This window comes from Mesorhizobium sp. NFR06 (assembly GCF_900115245.1).
In the GTDB taxonomy this organism is placed as follows: Bacteria; Pseudomonadota; Alphaproteobacteria; order Rhizobiales; family Rhizobiaceae; genus Mesorhizobium.
The window spans coordinates 134,525-149,682 of sequence record NZ_FOVT01000011.1 but is presented as its reverse complement, the minus strand read 5'-3'; the positions used below and the strand labels follow the sequence as shown (position 1 = coordinate 149,682).

14 protein-coding genes, 1 tRNA gene and 1 pseudogene are annotated in these 15,158 nt (G+C 63.6%); 7 read left to right on the top strand and 9 right to left on the bottom strand.

Annotated elements, in window-relative coordinates:
* Positions 1 to 801, bottom strand: coding sequence for a TIM44-like domain-containing protein (locus F3H96_RS19935; RefSeq protein ID WP_244620077.1), 801 nt, complete (start codon positions 799 to 801; stop codon positions 1 to 3).
* Here F3H96_RS19935 and F3H96_RS31175 point away from each other — a divergent pair.
* Together F3H96_RS31175 and F3H96_RS19930 are read left to right on the top strand one after the other, a co-directional pair.
* Positions 793 to 945 (top strand): annotated as a pseudogene (locus F3H96_RS31175) (fructose-6-phosphate aldolase); the annotation flags it as partial. The gene F3H96_RS19935 and the pseudogene F3H96_RS31175 overlap by 9 nt on opposite strands.
* 178 nt (positions 946 to 1,123) lie before the next feature.
* Positions 1,124 to 2,659 (top strand): FAD-dependent oxidoreductase, encoded by a 1,536-nt coding sequence (locus F3H96_RS19930; protein WP_149803430.1) that lies wholly within the window; start codon positions 1,124 to 1,126, stop codon positions 2,657 to 2,659.
* Between the two features lie 213 nt (positions 2,660 to 2,872).
* Here F3H96_RS19930 and F3H96_RS19925 read toward each other — a convergent pair.
* Positions 2,873 to 2,949 (bottom strand) — tRNA-Arg (locus F3H96_RS19925).
* Between the two features lie 114 nt (positions 2,950 to 3,063).
* Positions 3,064 to 4,227 carry a M20 aminoacylase family protein gene (locus tag F3H96_RS19920; RefSeq protein WP_149803429.1) on the bottom strand — a complete coding sequence of 388 codons (1,164 nt, stop codon included), beginning with the start codon at positions 4,225 to 4,227 and terminating at the stop codon, positions 3,064 to 3,066.
* Between the two features lie 217 nt (positions 4,228 to 4,444).
* Here F3H96_RS19920 and F3H96_RS19915 point away from each other — a divergent pair, with 217 nt between their 5' ends.
* Together F3H96_RS19915 and F3H96_RS19910 are read left to right on the top strand one after the other, a co-directional pair.
* Entirely contained in the window at positions 4,445 to 5,617 is a 1,173-nt protein-coding gene (locus F3H96_RS19915; RefSeq protein ID WP_149803428.1) for a D-alanyl-D-alanine carboxypeptidase family protein, read from the top strand.
* Positions 5,618 to 5,631: 14 nt separating this feature from the next.
* Positions 5,632 to 6,738: a GTP-binding protein gene (locus F3H96_RS19910; protein WP_149803493.1), complete on the top strand. Its 1,107-nt coding sequence runs from the start codon at positions 5,632 to 5,634 to the stop codon at positions 6,736 to 6,738.
* Positions 6,739 to 6,759: 21 nt separating this feature from the next.
* Here the strand turns inward: F3H96_RS19910 and F3H96_RS19905 are convergent, their stop codons facing one another.
* The 5 genes from F3H96_RS19905 to F3H96_RS19885 form a co-directional block, all read right to left on the bottom strand.
* The gene (locus F3H96_RS19905) at positions 6,760 to 7,011 is read right to left on the bottom strand and encodes a sulfurtransferase TusA family protein (RefSeq protein ID WP_149803427.1); all 252 of its coding nucleotides are present in this window, start codon (positions 7,009 to 7,011) and stop codon (positions 6,760 to 6,762) included.
* A 51-nt stretch (positions 7,012 to 7,062) separates the two neighbouring features.
* On the bottom strand, positions 7,063 to 8,361 hold the full coding sequence (locus tag F3H96_RS19900) for a murein L,D-transpeptidase family protein (protein ID WP_149803426.1): 1,299 nt from the start codon (positions 8,359 to 8,361) through the stop codon (positions 7,063 to 7,065).
* Between the two features lie 219 nt (positions 8,362 to 8,580).
* Positions 8,581 to 9,531 carry an acetyl-CoA carboxylase carboxyltransferase subunit alpha gene (locus tag F3H96_RS19895; protein ID WP_149803425.1) on the bottom strand — a complete coding sequence of 317 codons (951 nt, stop codon included), beginning with the start codon at positions 9,529 to 9,531 and terminating at the stop codon, positions 8,581 to 8,583.
* A 100-nt stretch (positions 9,532 to 9,631) separates the two neighbouring features.
* Complete coding sequence (locus F3H96_RS19890; protein ID WP_149803424.1) at positions 9,632 to 10,546, bottom strand: site-specific tyrosine recombinase XerD; 915 nt, start codon at positions 10,544 to 10,546, stop codon at positions 9,632 to 9,634.
* A 20-nt stretch (positions 10,547 to 10,566) separates the two neighbouring features.
* The gene (locus tag F3H96_RS19885) at positions 10,567 to 10,719 is read right to left on the bottom strand and encodes a histidine kinase (protein WP_149803423.1); all 153 of its coding nucleotides are present in this window, start codon (positions 10,717 to 10,719) and stop codon (positions 10,567 to 10,569) included.
* A 189-nt stretch (positions 10,720 to 10,908) separates the two neighbouring features.
* Between F3H96_RS19885 and F3H96_RS19880 the strand changes: the two genes are divergently transcribed.
* Genes F3H96_RS19880 through F3H96_RS19870 form a run of 3 tightly spaced genes read left to right on the top strand, consistent with a single transcriptional unit; the run spans position 10,909 to position 13,564 of the window.
* Entirely contained in the window at positions 10,909 to 11,538 is a 630-nt protein-coding gene (locus F3H96_RS19880; protein ID WP_149803422.1) for a shikimate kinase, read from the top strand.
* On the top strand, positions 11,535 to 12,677 hold the full coding sequence (gene aroB / locus F3H96_RS19875) for a 3-dehydroquinate synthase (RefSeq protein WP_149803421.1): 1,143 nt from the start codon (positions 11,535 to 11,537) through the stop codon (positions 12,675 to 12,677). The genes F3H96_RS19880 and aroB overlap by 4 nt, the downstream gene beginning before the upstream one ends.
* Positions 12,674 to 13,564, top strand: a complete 891-nt coding sequence (locus tag F3H96_RS19870; RefSeq protein ID WP_149803420.1) for a transporter associated domain-containing protein — start codon at positions 12,674 to 12,676, stop codon at positions 13,562 to 13,564. The genes aroB and F3H96_RS19870 overlap by 4 nt, the downstream gene beginning before the upstream one ends.
* A gap of 49 nt (positions 13,565 to 13,613) precedes the next feature.
* Here F3H96_RS19870 and F3H96_RS19865 read toward each other — a convergent pair whose 3' ends face one another.
* Positions 13,614 to 15,158 (bottom strand): SpoVR family protein, encoded by a 1,545-nt coding sequence (locus F3H96_RS19865; protein ID WP_149803492.1) that lies wholly within the window; start codon positions 15,156 to 15,158, stop codon positions 13,614 to 13,616.

Below are 15,158 nucleotides of genomic sequence, written 5' to 3'. Positions count from 1 at the left end.
CTATTCCACCATGAACCTCGAGCTGAACGGAAGGCTCGCCGCTCCCACTGCCTTGGGCAAGCGCTCGATGTTGCCGGCAATGGCGGTTGTGCCCGGCATGGCCTGCTCCAGCTCCCGGCAAATCGCTCTGCAGATCGCCTGCGGCGCGTAAGAGGACAGGACGACGGAAGCCACCGGAACGAATGGCTTCAATGCCGCGATCGACGACTTCATCTGCTCCACCAAGTCGCGTTGCCATGCGATCTCGGCATCGCCGAACGAAGGCCAGTCGGCGCCCCGCTCCCACAAATCGGAGGGCGAATTGCCTTTCTTCCGGATCTCTTCCTCCAGGCGCAGGATGCCGACATCAAAGCTTACCGCGGCGGTGGTGTTATAGATCTGATGGTTGAGGACCAGGCGGCTGTGCAGGCGTGCGCCGAGATAGAAGAAAAGGTAGTCCGAAAGATGTTTTGCGACGCCGAACATGCTTTCGCCGCCGGCTGCGGCGGTGATGTCGTTCTGGACGTAGACGCGATAGCCGATCTCCCTCTCGACTTCCTCCTGCAGGGCATCGAAGCGCTCGCGGGCCGCTTTCGGCGTCAGCTCGAGTTCTACCGTTTTCCCCGGGCCGGCTGCCATGACGGGGTCCTTTATGCTGACGCACGTCAGCTCGAGCGTTTCCTGTCTCTGGCGGCGTTCGGCGATGGCTCTCTGGAATACGTCCAGAGCCGCAGGCCCCACGAACCGCTGAACCGGAGTCAGGTCTCCTGCCACGTAGGCTTTCACAATGGATTCGTATGCGTCCAAAGCGCCGCTCTCCATGTCAAACAGGCGGCGATCGCAGGCGCCGATATCGCGACCGTACCGCCAGCTGTGATCAGGAATCTCGCCAAACATCCGCTCACAAACAAGGGCCTCGAGTCCTTTCTCGCTGACGGGGGCAAGACAGGGCAAGCTATCCTGTAAATGTGTCCGGCCTGTCGGCACCTAACATAAAATATGCATGCAACTGCCGATCAAATTCGTTTGCAGGATGCCTGGAATGGCGAGATGCTGTTGTTGAATTCCAGCGCTCTTTCAGCCGAATTCCCATTTTTCGACTGAAAAGGGCACGTCTGATCCTGAAATATCAAAGGAGAAGGCAATGGCCCAGGACCAAAACAAGCCCACGGGACCGGATCTCAGTCAAGGCATCGCGCTTACGGACCTTCCCGACGGTGGCAAGCTGGTCGGCCGATGCGGCGACGACCAGGTCCTGCTGGTGCGCCGCGGAACCGAGGTGTTCGCGGTCAGTGCGACATGCACGCATTACGGCGGGCCGCTCGTCGACGGCCTTGTGGCGGACGATACCGTCCGCTGTCCCTGGCACCATGCCTGCTTCGATCTGCGGACGGGCGAAGCGTTGCGCGCCCCTGCACTCAATCCTCTCGCCTGCTGGGCGGTCGAACAGCGGGATGGCCGCATATTCGTCGGCGAGAAACTGAAACGGACAGCTCCGAAACCGCGCTCCGGAGGCTCCGGCCAGGTGCCTGAGAAGATCGTCATCATAGGTGGCGGCGCGGCGGGGTTCGCGGCGGCCGAAATGCTGCGCCGGGAGCAGTTCCAAGGCAGCATCGTCATGCTCAGCGACGACCAATCGCCGCCCGTCGACCGGCCAAACCTCTCCAAGGACTACCTCGCCGGAAAAGCCCCGGAGGATTGGATCCCGCTGCGCGGGGAAAAATTCTATTCCAAGAACAACATCGACCTGAGGCTCAACACGGAAACCATGCATGTCGACGCCCGTGCGCGGCAGGTCGTCCTCGCGGATGGGGGCAGGATTCCCTACGACAGGCTGCTGCTTGCGACCGGGGCGGAACCTGTTCACCTGGCCGTCCCCGGCGCCGACCAGCCGCATGTCCGCATGTTGCGCTCGTTTGCAGACTGCAAGGAGATCATCGCGCGGGCTGCCACCGCACGCCGTGCGGTCGTGGTCGGCGCCAGTTTCATCGGGCTCGAGGTAGCCGCTTCTTTGCGTGCGCGCGCTATCGACGTCCATGTCGTGGCGCCGGAGAAGCGGCCCATGGAACGGATCCTGGGTCCGCAGATGGGCGATTTCATCCGCGCCTTGCATGAAGAGCACGGTGTCGTGTTCCATCTGGAGCAAACCGTAAGCAGCATCGACGACGGGACGGTGAGCCTCAGCGGCGGCAGTACCCTGGCGGCGGATCTCGTCGTCGCCGGCATTGGGGTGCGGCCGCGCACCGGGCTTGCCGAGAAAGCAGGGCTGGTCGTTGACCGCGGCGTCGCCGTTGACGCTTTCCTGGAAACGGGCGGGCCAGGGATTTTCGCTGCCGGCGACATCGCGCGGTGGCCCGATCCCCACATCGCCGAGAATATCCGGGTCGAACATTGGGTGGTTGCTGAGAGGCAGGGGCAAACCGCGGCGCTCAACATGCTCGGACACCGCGAGAAGTACGTTGCTGTCCCGTTTTTCTGGAGCCAGCATTACGACGTGCCGATCAACTATGTCGGTCATGCCGAACGATGGGACGAGATCGCAGTCGAGGGCGACATCGCCGCCAGGGACTGTCTGCTGCGTTTCAAGAGGGGAGGACGCACGTTGGCTGCCGCCTCGATCTTCCGGGATGTCGAGAGCCTGGAAGCCGAGTTGGCTATGGAGCGCCAAATGGCGACCTAACAGGCACTCCCGGCACCGCGAACGGGAGAAAGAGCACAACCAGAATTGCCGAACGGGACGTCGTGATGGCCCGGAAGGACCTATGTCCATAACGCAACGGGGCTTTAGAGCAGCCAACGGACTGCGCGCGGTTGCGCCAGCTCAGCGCTATTCAAAGATCGTCGAGTTCGAAAATGAGGTTGCCAGCGTAGTTCCATAAGCGCTTGATTTCTATGGTGATCCCGGCAGGAATCGAACCTGCGACCTACAGATTAGGAATCTGCCGCTCTATCCTACTGAGCTACGGGACCACGCGGCCCGACACATAAACGCTTCGGGCCGGTTCGCCAAGAGGCGTTGCCGGCCGATCCTTCGCCGCCTTGCTCCGGACGGCTAGGTGAAGTTCGCCGCCCTTGCAAAGGCGGTCAGTCGGCCAGCGCCGTCTCCGCCAGCTTCACCCAATAGCTCATGCCGTGCGGGATGACCTCGTCGTTGAAGTCGTAGGCCGGGTGATGCAGGCCTGCGGTGTCACCGTTGCCGATGAAGATGAAGGCGCCGGGGCGGGCTTCGAGCATGTAGGAAAAATCCTCGCCGCCCATCACCGGCTGGATGGCACGGTGGACATGGCTGTCGCCGGCGACGGAGGCGGCGACATCGCCGGCAAACACGGTTTCCTCGGCATGGTTGAAGGTGACGGGGTAGTTGGCGTCGTAGTCGACCTCGATCGTTGCGCCGAAGGCGGTCGCCATGCCGGCGCAGATGGCGCGGATGCGCTCTTCCGACCTCTTGGCCACTTCCTTCTTCAGCGTGCGCACGGTGCCGGCGATCTCGGCGCTTTCGGGAATGACGTTGTAGGCGTCGCCGGCGTGGAACTTCGTCACCGAGACCACCACGGCCTCGACCGGGTCGGTGCTGCGCGAGGCGATCGTCTGCAGCGCGACGACCAGCTGGCTGGCGATAACGATCGGGTCGATCGTGCTGTGCGGCATCGCGGCGTGGCCGCCGCGGCCCTTGACGGTGATGGTGAACTCCGCCGTCGCGGCCATGATCGGGCCGGGCTTGATGGCGAACTGGCCGACCGGCAGACCCGGCATATTGTGCATGCCGAACACTTTTTCGATGCCGAAGCGCTCCATCATGCCGTCCTTGACCATTTCGTTGCCGCCGCCGCCGCCTTCCTCCGCCGGCTGGAAGATCACCGCCACGGTGCCGGCGAAATTGCGCGTCTCGGCAAGGTATTTGGCGGCGCCCAAGAGCATTGCGGTATGGCCGTCATGGCCGCAGGCATGCATCTTGCCGCGCACGGTCGAGGCCCACGGCTTGCCGGTGATCTCCTCGATCGGCAGGGCGTCCATGTCGGCGCGCAGCCCGATGGTCGCGCCATCGCCCTTGCGGCCGCGGATGATGCCGACGACGCCGGTCTTGCCCAGGCCCGTCACCACCTCGTCGCAGCCGAAAGACTTGAGCTTCCCGGTGACGAAGTCGGCGGTCTGGAGGACGTCGAAGTTCAGTTCCGGCGTCTGATGCAGATGGCGTCTCCAGCCGGCAACTTCTTCCTGCATTTCGGCAGCGCGGTTCAAAATCGGCATGGTCGGTCCATTTCTTTGTTGGAGCAGGGCGCTTCAGAACCGCCGCTCGGTAATTGTGATCGTCGGGCGCTTTGCCATTTTGGCGTCACATAGGATAAATAGCACCACAACAATGCGGTCCGGAATCGAGGGCCGGCTCGCATTATGTTGGCGATCGCGTAACGAAATCTTACGGAGCCAGCAGCGACTACGGCAAGAGGCGATTTCGGATTTGATCATGCGGCAAAGGCATTTCGTCACCCTGTTGCTGGCGGGCGCGCTGGCGCTTCCGGTGTTTGCCGGCGTGGCGCGCGCCAATCCGGTGGTCTTGTTCGACTTGAAAAGCGGCTATGTGCTGGAGCACCAGGACGCGTTCAAGCGCTGGTATCCGGCCTCGCTGAGCAAGCTGATGACGGCCTATGTGACGTTCCGGGCGATCCAGGCCGGCGAGGTGGCGCTCGATTCGCCGATCAAGGTGACGAAACATTCGGCCGGCGAGCCGCCGAGCAAGATGGGTTTCAAGCCCGGCTCGGTGATGCGGCTCGACAACGCGCTGAAAATGATGCTGGTCAAGTCGGCCAACGACATCGCCATGGCCGTCGGCGAGAATATCGGCGGGTCGCAAGCCGCATTCGCCGACCGCATGAACGCCGAGGCGGCCCGGCTCGGCATGGTCGGGACGCATTTCGTCAACCCGAACGGGCTTTATTCGCCGGACCAGTATACCACCGCGCGCGATCTCGCCGTGCTGGTGACGGCGCTGCGCACGGATTTTCCGCAATATGCGCCCTGGTTCTCGATCGAGGGCCTTGCCGTCGGCAAGAAGGCCATCCCGAACTACAATCTTCTGATCGGCCGCTATCCCGGCGCCGACGGCATGAAGACCGGTTTCGTCTGCTCGTCGGGTTTCAACATGATCGGCTCGGCGACGCGCAACGGCCGCACCTTGGTCGCCGTGGTGCTTGGCGAGAAGTCCGCTGTCAGCCGCGCCGAGGCCGCGGCAAAGCTGCTGGACCAGGGGTTCGATATGCCGGCAGCCACCTCGACGACGCTCGCGGCGCTCAAGCCCTACGGCGACACGCTGTCGCCCAACGACATGCATGACGAGATCTGCAAGAAGAAGACGCCGGAGGAGCAGTCCGAGGCGGCGCCGACCGTCGCCGCCAAGGATGCGCCGAAATCACCCTATCAGGTGAAGCTCGACCATCCGACGCTGATCGCGGTCGGCCTCGGCGGCGCCACCGGACCCGCGCCCAAGGCTTTCGTCGATCAGGCCGACCAGAACTATGCCGATGTGCCGCTGCCGAATTGGCGGCCGGACAGGCCGGCGCCCGCCGGCGCCGAACCGCTCGCGACCGGAACGGCTGCCGCCGCGGCGCAGGGCGACCAACCCGCCAAGGCGGCGAACTAGCGGTGATGCAGCAGATGAGCGGCGGCTTTCCTATTCCCGTTTCCGTGCTCACCGGTTTTCTTGGCGCCGGCAAGACGACCCTGCTCAACCGGCTGCTCAAGGATCCGCAACTGACCGATACGGCGGTGATCATCAACGAGTTCGGCGAGGTGGCGATCGACCATCTCTTGGTCGAGCAGGCATCCGACGGCATCATCCAGCTTTCCGACGGCTGCCTCTGCTGCACGGTGCGCGGCGACCTGGTCGATACGCTGGCCGATCTCGTCGACCGGCTGCAGACCGGCCGTATCGCCAGGCTGGGTCGGGTCGTCGTCGAGACGACCGGTCTGGCTGACCCCGCACCGGTGCTGCAGTCGATCATGGCGCACCCGGCGCTGGTGCAGGCGTTCCGGCTCGACGGCGTCATCACGCTGGTCGACTCGGTCAATGGCGAGGCAACGCTCGACGCCCATGTCGAGGCGCTTAAGCAGGCGGCAGTGGCCGACCGCATCGTGCTGACCAAGACCGACCTTGCCGCCGCGGCCGATGTCGAGGCCTTGCGGGCTCGGCTCCGGCAGATCAATCCGGGTGCCGTCGTGCTCGACGTCAACGAGGCCGGCGCCGCGGCATTGTTCAATTGCGGCCTCTATGATCCTCAGACCAAGTCCGCCGATGTGCGGCGCTGGCTCGGCGAAGAAGCGGCGCATGATCACGACCATCATCATCATCACGACGGTCATGACCATGACCACCAGCACGATCACCATCGTCATGATTCGCGCGTGCGCTCGCACTCGCTCGTCCATGACGGGCCGGTGCCGTTCTCGGCAATCGAGATGTTCCTTGATCTTCTGCGCTCGACGCATGGCGAGAAACTGCTGCGCATGAAAGGCGTCATCGAACTGATGGAGGACCCCTCGCGGCCGCTGGTCATCCACGGCGTGCAGAAGATCCTGCATCCGCCGGCGAGACTGCCGGCCTGGCCCGACGGCCAGCGCGGCACCCGGCTGGTGCTGATCACGCTCGACATGCCGGATGACTATATCCGGCGGCTGTTCGCCGCCTTCACCAACAAGCCGTCGATCGACACGCCCGACAGGGCCGCGCTCGAGTCCAATCCGCTGGCGATTGCCGGGCTTTAAGGCGATCGAAAATCGGCCGGCTCAGGCCGCGTTGCCGCGCTCGACCAGGAAACGATGGCCGCCTGTTACAGCCGCCGTCTCGATCAACTGGTGGCCGACATCGGCGCAGAAGGCCGGGATATCGATCACCGCCAACGGATCGGTGGTCTCGAGCCAGAGTCTGCTGCCCGGCCGCATAGCGGCCAGACGCTTGCGGGCTTTCAGCACCGGCAGCGGACAGTTCAGTCCCTTGAGATCGTAGATGGCGGCCTGTTTTGCCTTTTGTTCATGCATGTCGTTATCCCAAAACCGCCTTGCACTTTTGGGCGACATGCACTGAAAATCTCAGCCGCCGAACATGCCGAGCAGCTTCTTCTTCAGCTTCGACACCGTGCCCTGGTCGGCGTCTGCCGCCTGCAGCGCTTCCGGCGCGGGCTGGGCGGGCGCGACTTCGACGCCCGCGGTGACGACCGGCTGCTGCGCCGCCTGCTTGGCGGCCTCCTTCTCGGCCAGAGCCTGCTGCTTGGCCGCTTCCTTGGCGGCCTTGGCCGCCTCGATCGCCGCCAGGCGCTGCTCCTCGGCCTTGCGCTTGGCTTCCTTCTCGGCATCGAGCGCGGCCATCTTGCGGCCGAGCGGGGAATCGATGCGGCCCATGCGGGTCGTTTCCGTCACCGAGCCGTCGGTGTTCATCGATGGCGGGTCGATCGGCACGCGCTCGCCGCGGGCGCGGCGCTTCGACCAGTCGGAAACGATGCTGGCTTCCTTGATGCCCGCGATGGTCGGCTTCGGCGGCGGCGTGCTCGAATTCACTGCCGAATTGAAGGCCGCCTCGTAGCTCTTCTCGTAATTGGCGTAGGCGGTCTTCAGCGAATCCGGCTGGGTCATTGCCGGGCAGGGGCCGGTCGGGTCGAAGGTCGTGCCTTCGGGCGCGACCTGATTGAAGACGTAGCGTTTCTCGCAGACGTCGACCTTCGGCGGCACCTTGGTGATTTCGAAATTGTCGTAGCCGACCTTCAGCATCTTCCAGAACTCGTAGTTCGGGTCGTTGCGGTAGCGCGCCATGTTGGCGGCGGTCATGCGGAACGGAAAGGCCTGGATCTGGAACTCGGTCTGGCCGCCCTGGAAGGCGTCGCGGCCGAAGGCATAGATCTGCTCGATCTGCGCATCGGTCATCGAATAGCAGCCGGACGACGAGCAGGCGCCGTGCACCATCAGGTTCTGGCCGGTGCGGCCATTGGCGCGGTCATAGGCGTTCGGGAACCCGATATTGAAGGACAGGTGGTAGTTCGATCGCGGATTCATCTGCGACGGCCGCACCGTGTAGAAGCCCTCCGGCGCCTGGCGATCGCCCTCGGTATATTTGGGGCCGAGCTTGCCCGACCATTTGCAGATGTCGTAGCTGGCGACGAGATCGTAGCGGCCGTTGGTCTTGGCCTTCCAGATCTCGAGCTTGCCTTCTTCCTTGAAGATGCGCGCCATCACCGAGGACGTGCGCACCATGCCCTTGGCCTTCATGTCGGCGAGGATCTTGTCCGGCAGCGGCTTGTTGGCCTCCGGCGCGAAATCCTTCATCGACGAATCATTGCAGCCGGCGACGCCGATGGCGGCGATCAGGACTCCGGTGCGGGCAAGCTTGGCAAACATCTTGACGGCTATGTCTTTTCTCTCGGGCCAACGGCTTCGTTTCGGCCGGGCCGCCACGCTGAACACTGGCGAACCGTAAGCCCGTTAACCTTGAAAATTCCTTACCGCAAGCCTTGGCCAACCCCTCACGGCAAGTTTCATTGAGCCGAATGCGGCGGCATTTTTGTGGCGAAATTGCTCATTGCGGCCACAGTTGAACGACTCGCGGACCCAAAGGGGTCAGAGACTGCGGCCCATTGCCAGGTACTTCTCGCGGCGCTGCTCGCGGAAATCGGTGTTGGCGCCGGCAAAGTCCTTCATCGTTCTGGCGATGAGATCGCCGGTCGAGGCGATGACCGTTTCCGGCGCGCGCTGGGCGCCGCCCATCGGCTCGGGAATGATGGCGTCGATGATCTTCATCTCGAGAAGATCCTGCGCTGTGATCTTCATATTGGTCGCCGCGTCCTTCGAGCGGGTGGTGTCGCGCCACAGGATCGAAGCCGCGCCTTCGGGCGAGATCACCGAATAGATGGCGTGTTCCAGCATGTAGACCCGGTTGGCGGTGGCAATCGCGATGGCGCCGCCGGAGCCGCCTTCGCCGATGACGACCGAGATCGACGGCACTTTGAGCGAAAGGCAGGCCGAGGTCGAGCGGGCGATCGCTTCGGCCTGGCCGCGCTCCTCGGCGCCGACGCCGGGATAGGCGCCGGCGGTGTCGACCAGCGTCAAAAGCGGGATCTGGAAACGGTCGGCCAATTCCATCAGGCGCACCGCCTTGCGGTAGCCCTCGGGCCGCACTGACCCGAAATTGTGCTTGATGCGGCTTGCCGTGTCCGAGCCCTTTTCCTGGCCGATAATCGCCACCGGCTCGCCGCGGAACCGGGCGAAGCCGCCGACGATCGCCTGGTCGTCGCCGAAATTGCGGTCGCCGGCCAAAGGCGTGAAATCGGTGAACAGCGTCTTGATGTAGTCGACGCAATGCGGGCGGTCCGGATGGCGGGCGACCTGCACCTTCTGCCAAGGTGTGAGCGCCTTGTAGAGGTCGCGCAATGCGTCGCGCGAGCGCTTTTCCAGCCTGCTGATCTCTTCGGCGACATCGACCGCCTCGCCGTTCTCGGCAAGCTTCTTCAGCTCAAGGATCTTGAGCTCCAGGTCCTGCACCGGCTTTTCGAAGTCGAGGTAGTTGTACATGCTTGAGCGGACCGATCCGTCGGAAGGCAAATGGCAGGCGGAACCGCTGAAATGCCGGCTCCGAGCGTTGGAACGTCGCCCTCACATAGCGATATGAGGCCTAGTCGGCAAGCGGATGATGATCGTTGACCAGCCGCACCAGCCGCTCCTCAAGCACATGGGTATAGATCTGCGTGGTCGAGATGTCGGCATGGCCAAGGAGTTGCTGAACGGCTCTGAGATCGGCGCCGTTCTGCAGCAGATGGCTGGCAAAGGCATGACGAAGCACATGCGGCGAGATCTTGGCTGCAGCTATCCCCGACCGCGCGGCCAACCCCTTGAGATCGCGGGCGAAAACCTGCCGGGAGAGATGGCCGCTGTCGGAGGAGGCCGGAAACAGGAACGGGCTCTCGGCAAAGGCCGGCTGACCGGCCCTTGCAGCGAGCCAGGCGCGCATGGCCACGCGCGCCTTGGTCGAGAGCGGCACCATGCGTTCCTTGTCGCCCTTGCCACGCACCATGAAGAAGCGGTCGTCACGCAGCGCCACCGTGACCGGCAGGCCGACCAGCTCCGATACGCGCAGGCCCGTGGCGTAGAGCACCTCGACCAGCGCATGCAGGCGCAACGCAGCCAGCCTGTCGCCGTCCAGCCCGGATTCGCCGGCTTCCTGCGCCGCTCGGTCGAGCAGGCGGCCCGTCTCGGCCTCGCTCATCGTCTTCGGCAGCGGCCGGCCCTTGCGCGGGCTGTCCAACGTGCCGGTCGGGTCGTCGCCGCGCAGGCCCTCGGCATAGAGGAATTTGAAGAACTGCCGGATCGCCGACAATTTCCGCGCCTGCGAGGTCGGCGCGAAGCCGCGCGCGGCAATGTCGTCGAGATAGGCGCGGATGTCGGACGCGCCCGCGCCCGCCAGTCCGCCACTGATGGCTTCGGAGGCGTCTTCCAGGTCGCGACGGTAAGAAGAAAGCGTGTTTTCGGCCGCGCCCCGCTCGGCGCTCATCATTTCGAGGAAGGCTTCGATGCGGGCGGCGCTGTTCATCGGGCCGGATCAGTTCGTTGTCAGTTTTTCTTGGGGTTGAGCTTTTCGGCGGGAATGCGGATGCTCATTTCCGCTTTTCTCGGCTCCACGAACATGGCCAGCGCGAACATCGCGCCATAAGCAATGCCTGCAAGAACCGCCAGCGTCACGACGAAGCGAAACAAAGTCGGCATTCAAATTATCGCCCGTCTTGTTGTTCTGCGTTTCCAAAGCCCTGTGCCCTTATGGGACGCCAATCCGGCCAATTCAAGGACGAAGGATTCCGCTGGACAGGGGTTTTGCCGCAAAAGCTTCGGGCGCTTTGCCCGGCCGTGCTTGACGCAAACAGGCTTTTGATGTCGATACGGCGCAAAGGGGCCCCGATGAACGCTCTGCCAGCAAATCCGACGGACGAAGGCCGCGCCGCGCTGATCGAACGGCTCGGCAGCCGCTCGATCGTCTTCGTCGGGCTGATGGGCGCCGGCAAGACCGCGATCGGCCGCAAGGTGGCGATGATGCTTTCGCTGCCCTTCATGGATAGCGACCAGGAAATCGAAAGCGTCTCGCGCATGACGGTGCCGGAGCTGTTCGAGCGCTATGGTGAGCCGGAATTCCGCGCGCTGGAGCAGCGGGTGATCCTGCGCCTGCTGGAACATGGCCCGCAAGTGCTGTCGACCGGCGGCGGCGCCTTCATGAACGCCCACACCCGCGAGGCGATCGCGGCCCATGGCGTATCGGTCTGGCTGAAGGCCGACCTCGACCTCCTGATGGAGCGGGTTTCGAAGAAACAGAACCGGCCGCTGCTGAAGAACCCCGATCCGCGAGCTGTGCTCGAGCGGCTGATGAGCGAGCGTTACCCGGTCTACGCCAACGCCGACCTGACCGTGCCGACGCGCGACGACCGCAAGGAGATCATCGCCGGCGAAGTCGTTGCGGCGCTCTGCGCCCAACTCGGCGTCGACACGGCCGCGGCAGGCGCTACAAGCGCCACAACTGACGAGGTGCGGTCATGAGCAATGCCGAACCGGTGAAGGTCGAGGTCGGGCTCGGCGATCGCGGCTATGACATCCTGATCGGCTCCGGATTGCTGGGGCGCTCCGGCGAGGAGATCGCGCGCCGCCTTCCCGGTACCCGCGCGGCCATCGTCACCGACGAGAACGTCGCCGGCGCGCATCTCGAAACGCTGAAGGCCGGCCTGGAGAAGGGCGGCATCCAGTCGGCCGTCATCACATTGCCGGCTGGCGAAAAGACAAAGAGCTTTGCCCGTCTGGAAGAGGTGGTCGACGGCGTGCTCGCCGCCAAGCTCGAACGCCGCGACGTGGTGATCGCGCTCGGTGGCGGCGTGATCGGCGATCTTGCCGGCTTTGCTTCCGGCATCGTGCGGCGCGGCATGAATTTCGTGCAGGTCCCGACGTCGCTTTTGGCGCAGGTCGATTCTTCCGTTGGCGGCAAGACCGGCATCAACAGCGCACGCGGTAAGAACCTCGTCGGCGTTTTCCACCAGCCCAAGCTGGTGCTCGCCGACACCGGCGTGCTCGACACGCTGCCGATCCGCGAGTTCCGCGCCGGCTATGCCGAGCTAGCCAAATACGGGCTGATCGACCGCCCGGCCTTCTTCGCCTGGCTCGAACAGAACTGGCGGGAGGTGTTTGCCGGCGGCGCGGCGCGGGTCGAGGCGATTGCCGAAGCCTGCCGCGCCAAGGCCGATGTCGTTGCCCGCGACGAGTTCGAGACCGGCGATCGCGCGCTGCTCAATCTCGGCCACACGTTCGGTCATGCGCTGGAGGCCGCCACGCAATATGACGGCGCGCGTCTCGTCCATGGCGAGGGTGTCGCCATCGGTATGGCGCTGGCGCATCGTTTCTCGGCGCGCCTCAACCTGGCTAGCCCCGACGATGCGGCCCGCGTCGAGGCGCATCTTCGCGCCGTCGGCTTGCCCTGGCGCATGGCCGATATTCCCGGTGACCTGCCGGACGCCGAGGCGCTGCTGGGCTTCATCACCCAGGACAAGAAGGTCTCGCGCGGTGCGCTCACCTTCATTCTGACGCGCGGCATCGGCCAGGCCTTCATCGCCAAGGACGTGCCGCCCTCGGAAGTGCTCACCTTCCTCAAGGCGAGCCATCCGGGCCGGCGGGAAAGCTGGCCGGGATGAGCGACGCCGGCTGGATCGTTGCCGCCGTCCTCGCCGCCATCGTGCTGTTGGCGCTTCTGTTGCGCGGCCGATTGCTTGCCGCTTTCGGCTACGCGCTGCGGCCGATCGACCCGCAACGGTTCGAGCGTAACGGCAGGGACGAAGACAGCGATGATCCCCGTCGCGACGACGCGGTGCGTGAGGAGCGCAATCGACTCGAGGGCCTGTTCGACCTCGAGGAACTCGAAGTGTCCGATATCATGGTCCACCGCACCAATATGCGCTCGGTCAATGCCGACAATGCGCCGGAGGCGGTGGTGCGCGAAATCCTGCAGAGCCCGCACACCCGCATGCCGGTGTGGAAGGGCTCGCTCGACAACATCGTCGGCGTGCTGCATGCGAAAGACCTGCTCAGGGCCCTCAACGAGGTCGGCAACGATTTTTCGCAGATCGACGTGATGAAGATCGCGGCGAAGCCCTGGTTCGTGCCGGATACGACAACCTTGCAGGAACAGCTCAACGCCTTCCTGCGCCGCAAGGCGCATTTCGCCATCGTCGTCGACGAATACGGCGAGGTCGAGGGGCTGGTGACGCTGGAAGACATCATCGAGGAGATCGTCGGCGAGATCGCCGATGAACACGATGTCGACATGCAGGGCGTGAAGAAAGAGGCGGACGGCTCCGTCGTCGTCGACGGCACGGTGCCGATCCGCGATTTGAACCGCGCGCTCGACTGGGACCTGCCCGACGAGGAAGCCACGACGATCGCCGGCCTCGTCATCCATGAGACGCAGTCCATCCCGGAGGAGAAGCAGGCCTTCACCTTCCACGGCAAGCGTTTCGTGGTGATGAAGCGTGACAAGAACCGCATCGCACGCTTGAGGATCAGGCCCGCCGGCGATGGATAGGGTGTGTCGACATCCAGGTGGTGCTGGCCTGCGAATGGCGTCGCCGCCGTCAAAGTTCCTTTGTCCAGCGCTCGCTGAGCATGGCGCCGGTTCCAGCATCGATTGCAGCCAGGCTGACGTCGTAGCCCCAAAGGTTTCGGATATGGCGCAGCGTTGCATCGCGGCTTTGACCCTCGAGCATGATGCCATCCTTGACATTGTGCTGAAGTCGCAGATGCCGGTCGCCCAGAAGATCGACGTCAACCACCTGGATGTCGGGACGGCTCGCTCCCACGTCGTAACTTTGAGCAAGCGCTGACCGGATCTTGGCATAGCCACGCTCATTGTGGATCGAGGCGACCTCGTAGTGCGGCTCGTCGGCACCGTCGGCGAGCACGAAGAGCCGCCACTTCCGGATCAGCGTCGGGCTCAGATACTGGCGGATGAAGGATTCGTCGCGGTGGTTGGCCCAGGCATCGAGCAGCGTGTCGCGCCAGTCGCCACGGCCGGCGATGTCGGGAAACCAGTCGCGGTCTTCCGCGGTCGGCGCGGTCGACATGCGCTTGATATCCTGCATCATGTCGAGACCCAGCGCATAGGGATTGATGCCGGAAAAGCGCGGGTCGTCATAGGCCGGCTGGAAAACCACGTTCGAATGGTTGCGCAAGATCTCGAGCATGGCGCCTTCGCTGATGCGGCCACGGTCGAAAAGTGTGTTCATGAGAGTGTAGTGCACGAAGGTGGCGCAACCTTCGTTCATCACCTGGGTTTGCCGCTGCGGATAAAAATATTGCGCGATGACACGCACGATCCGGATGATCTCGCGCTGCCAAGGCTCGAGGACGAGGCTGTTCTTCTCGAGGAAATAGAGCAGGTTTTCTTCCGGCAGATTGAGCGATTTCTTCCGCTCGGCAAGGGTTTCGTCGCTGGCTTCCGGCTTGCTCTTTCCCGGCGAGGGCGGCAGCGTTCGCCAGAGATCGTTGAACGAACGCTCCTCGTATTCGAGGCGCTCGCGCAGCCCTTCGCGCTGCTGTTCCGATGACAGCTTCGGCGGCCGACGGTAGCGGAACACGCCTTGCTCCATCAGCGCGTGGGCGGAATCCAGGATCGCCTCCACTGCTGGCAGGCCATGGCGTTCCTCGCATCGGGCGATGTAGCTCTTGGCAAAATCGAGATAGCTCAGGATGCCGCCGGCATCCGTCCATTGCCGGAAGAGATGATTGTTCTTGAAGAAATGGTTGTGTCCAAGCGCGGCGTGGGCTGTCACCAAAGCCTGCAGGGCCATGGTGTTCTCTTCCATGAGATAGACGATGCAGGGATTGGAGTTGATGACCAGTTCATAGGCCAAACCGCGAGCGCCCTTGCGGTAGAGAAGTTCGTCATAGAGGAAACGTTTGCCGAACGACCAATGCCGATACATCAGCGGCATGCCGACCGACGAATAGGCGTCGAGCATCTGCTCTGAGGAAATGACCTCCATCTGCACCGGATAGATATCGAGGTGAAGCTCTTCGCGTCCGATCGCCTCGATCTCGTCGTAGACGCGCGACAATTTGTTGAAATCCCAGTCCGACCCGGAAAACAACAGTTCGGATTTGCGCGCCTGACTGACCAT

Bases quoted from the DNA above. Each gene is read 5' to 3' on its own strand.
- F3H96_RS19910 (WP_149803493.1), top strand. From the start codon at position 5,632: ATGAGCGGCGGCTTTCCTATTCCCGTTTCCGTGCTCACCGGTTTTCTT.
- F3H96_RS19870 (WP_149803420.1), top strand. From the start codon at position 12,674: ATGAGCGACGCCGGCTGGATCGTTGCCGCCGTCCTCGCCGCCATCGTG.
- F3H96_RS19915 (WP_149803428.1), top strand. From the start codon at position 4,445: ATGCGGCAAAGGCATTTCGTCACCCTGTTGCTGGCGGGCGCGCTGGCG.
- F3H96_RS19885 (WP_149803423.1), bottom strand. From the start codon at position 10,719: ATGCCGACTTTGTTTCGCTTCGTCGTGACGCTGGCGGTTCTTGCAGGC.
- F3H96_RS19905 (WP_149803427.1), bottom strand. From the start codon at position 7,011: ATGCATGAACAAAAGGCAAAACAGGCCGCCATCTACGATCTCAAGGGA.
- F3H96_RS19880 (WP_149803422.1), top strand. From the start codon at position 10,909: ATGAACGCTCTGCCAGCAAATCCGACGGACGAAGGCCGCGCCGCGCTG.
- F3H96_RS19890 (WP_149803424.1), bottom strand. From the start codon at position 10,546: ATGAACAGCGCCGCCCGCATCGAAGCCTTCCTCGAAATGATGAGCGCC.
- F3H96_RS19935 (WP_244620077.1), bottom strand. From the start codon at position 801: ATGGAGAGCGGCGCTTTGGACGCATACGAATCCATTGTGAAAGCCTAC.
- F3H96_RS19900 (WP_149803426.1), bottom strand. From the start codon at position 8,361: ATGTTTGCCAAGCTTGCCCGCACCGGAGTCCTGATCGCCGCCATCGGC.
- F3H96_RS19895 (WP_149803425.1), bottom strand. From the start codon at position 9,531: ATGTACAACTACCTCGACTTCGAAAAGCCGGTGCAGGACCTGGAGCTC.
- F3H96_RS19865 (WP_149803492.1), bottom strand. From the start codon at position 15,158: ATGGTCAGTCAGGCGCGCAAATCCGAACTGTTGTTTTCCGGGTCGGAC.
- F3H96_RS19920 (WP_149803429.1), bottom strand. From the start codon at position 4,227: ATGCCGATTTTGAACCGCGCTGCCGAAATGCAGGAAGAAGTTGCCGGC.
- aroB (WP_149803421.1), top strand. From the start codon at position 11,535: ATGAGCAATGCCGAACCGGTGAAGGTCGAGGTCGGGCTCGGCGATCGC.
- F3H96_RS19930 (WP_149803430.1), top strand. From the start codon at position 1,124: ATGGCCCAGGACCAAAACAAGCCCACGGGACCGGATCTCAGTCAAGGC.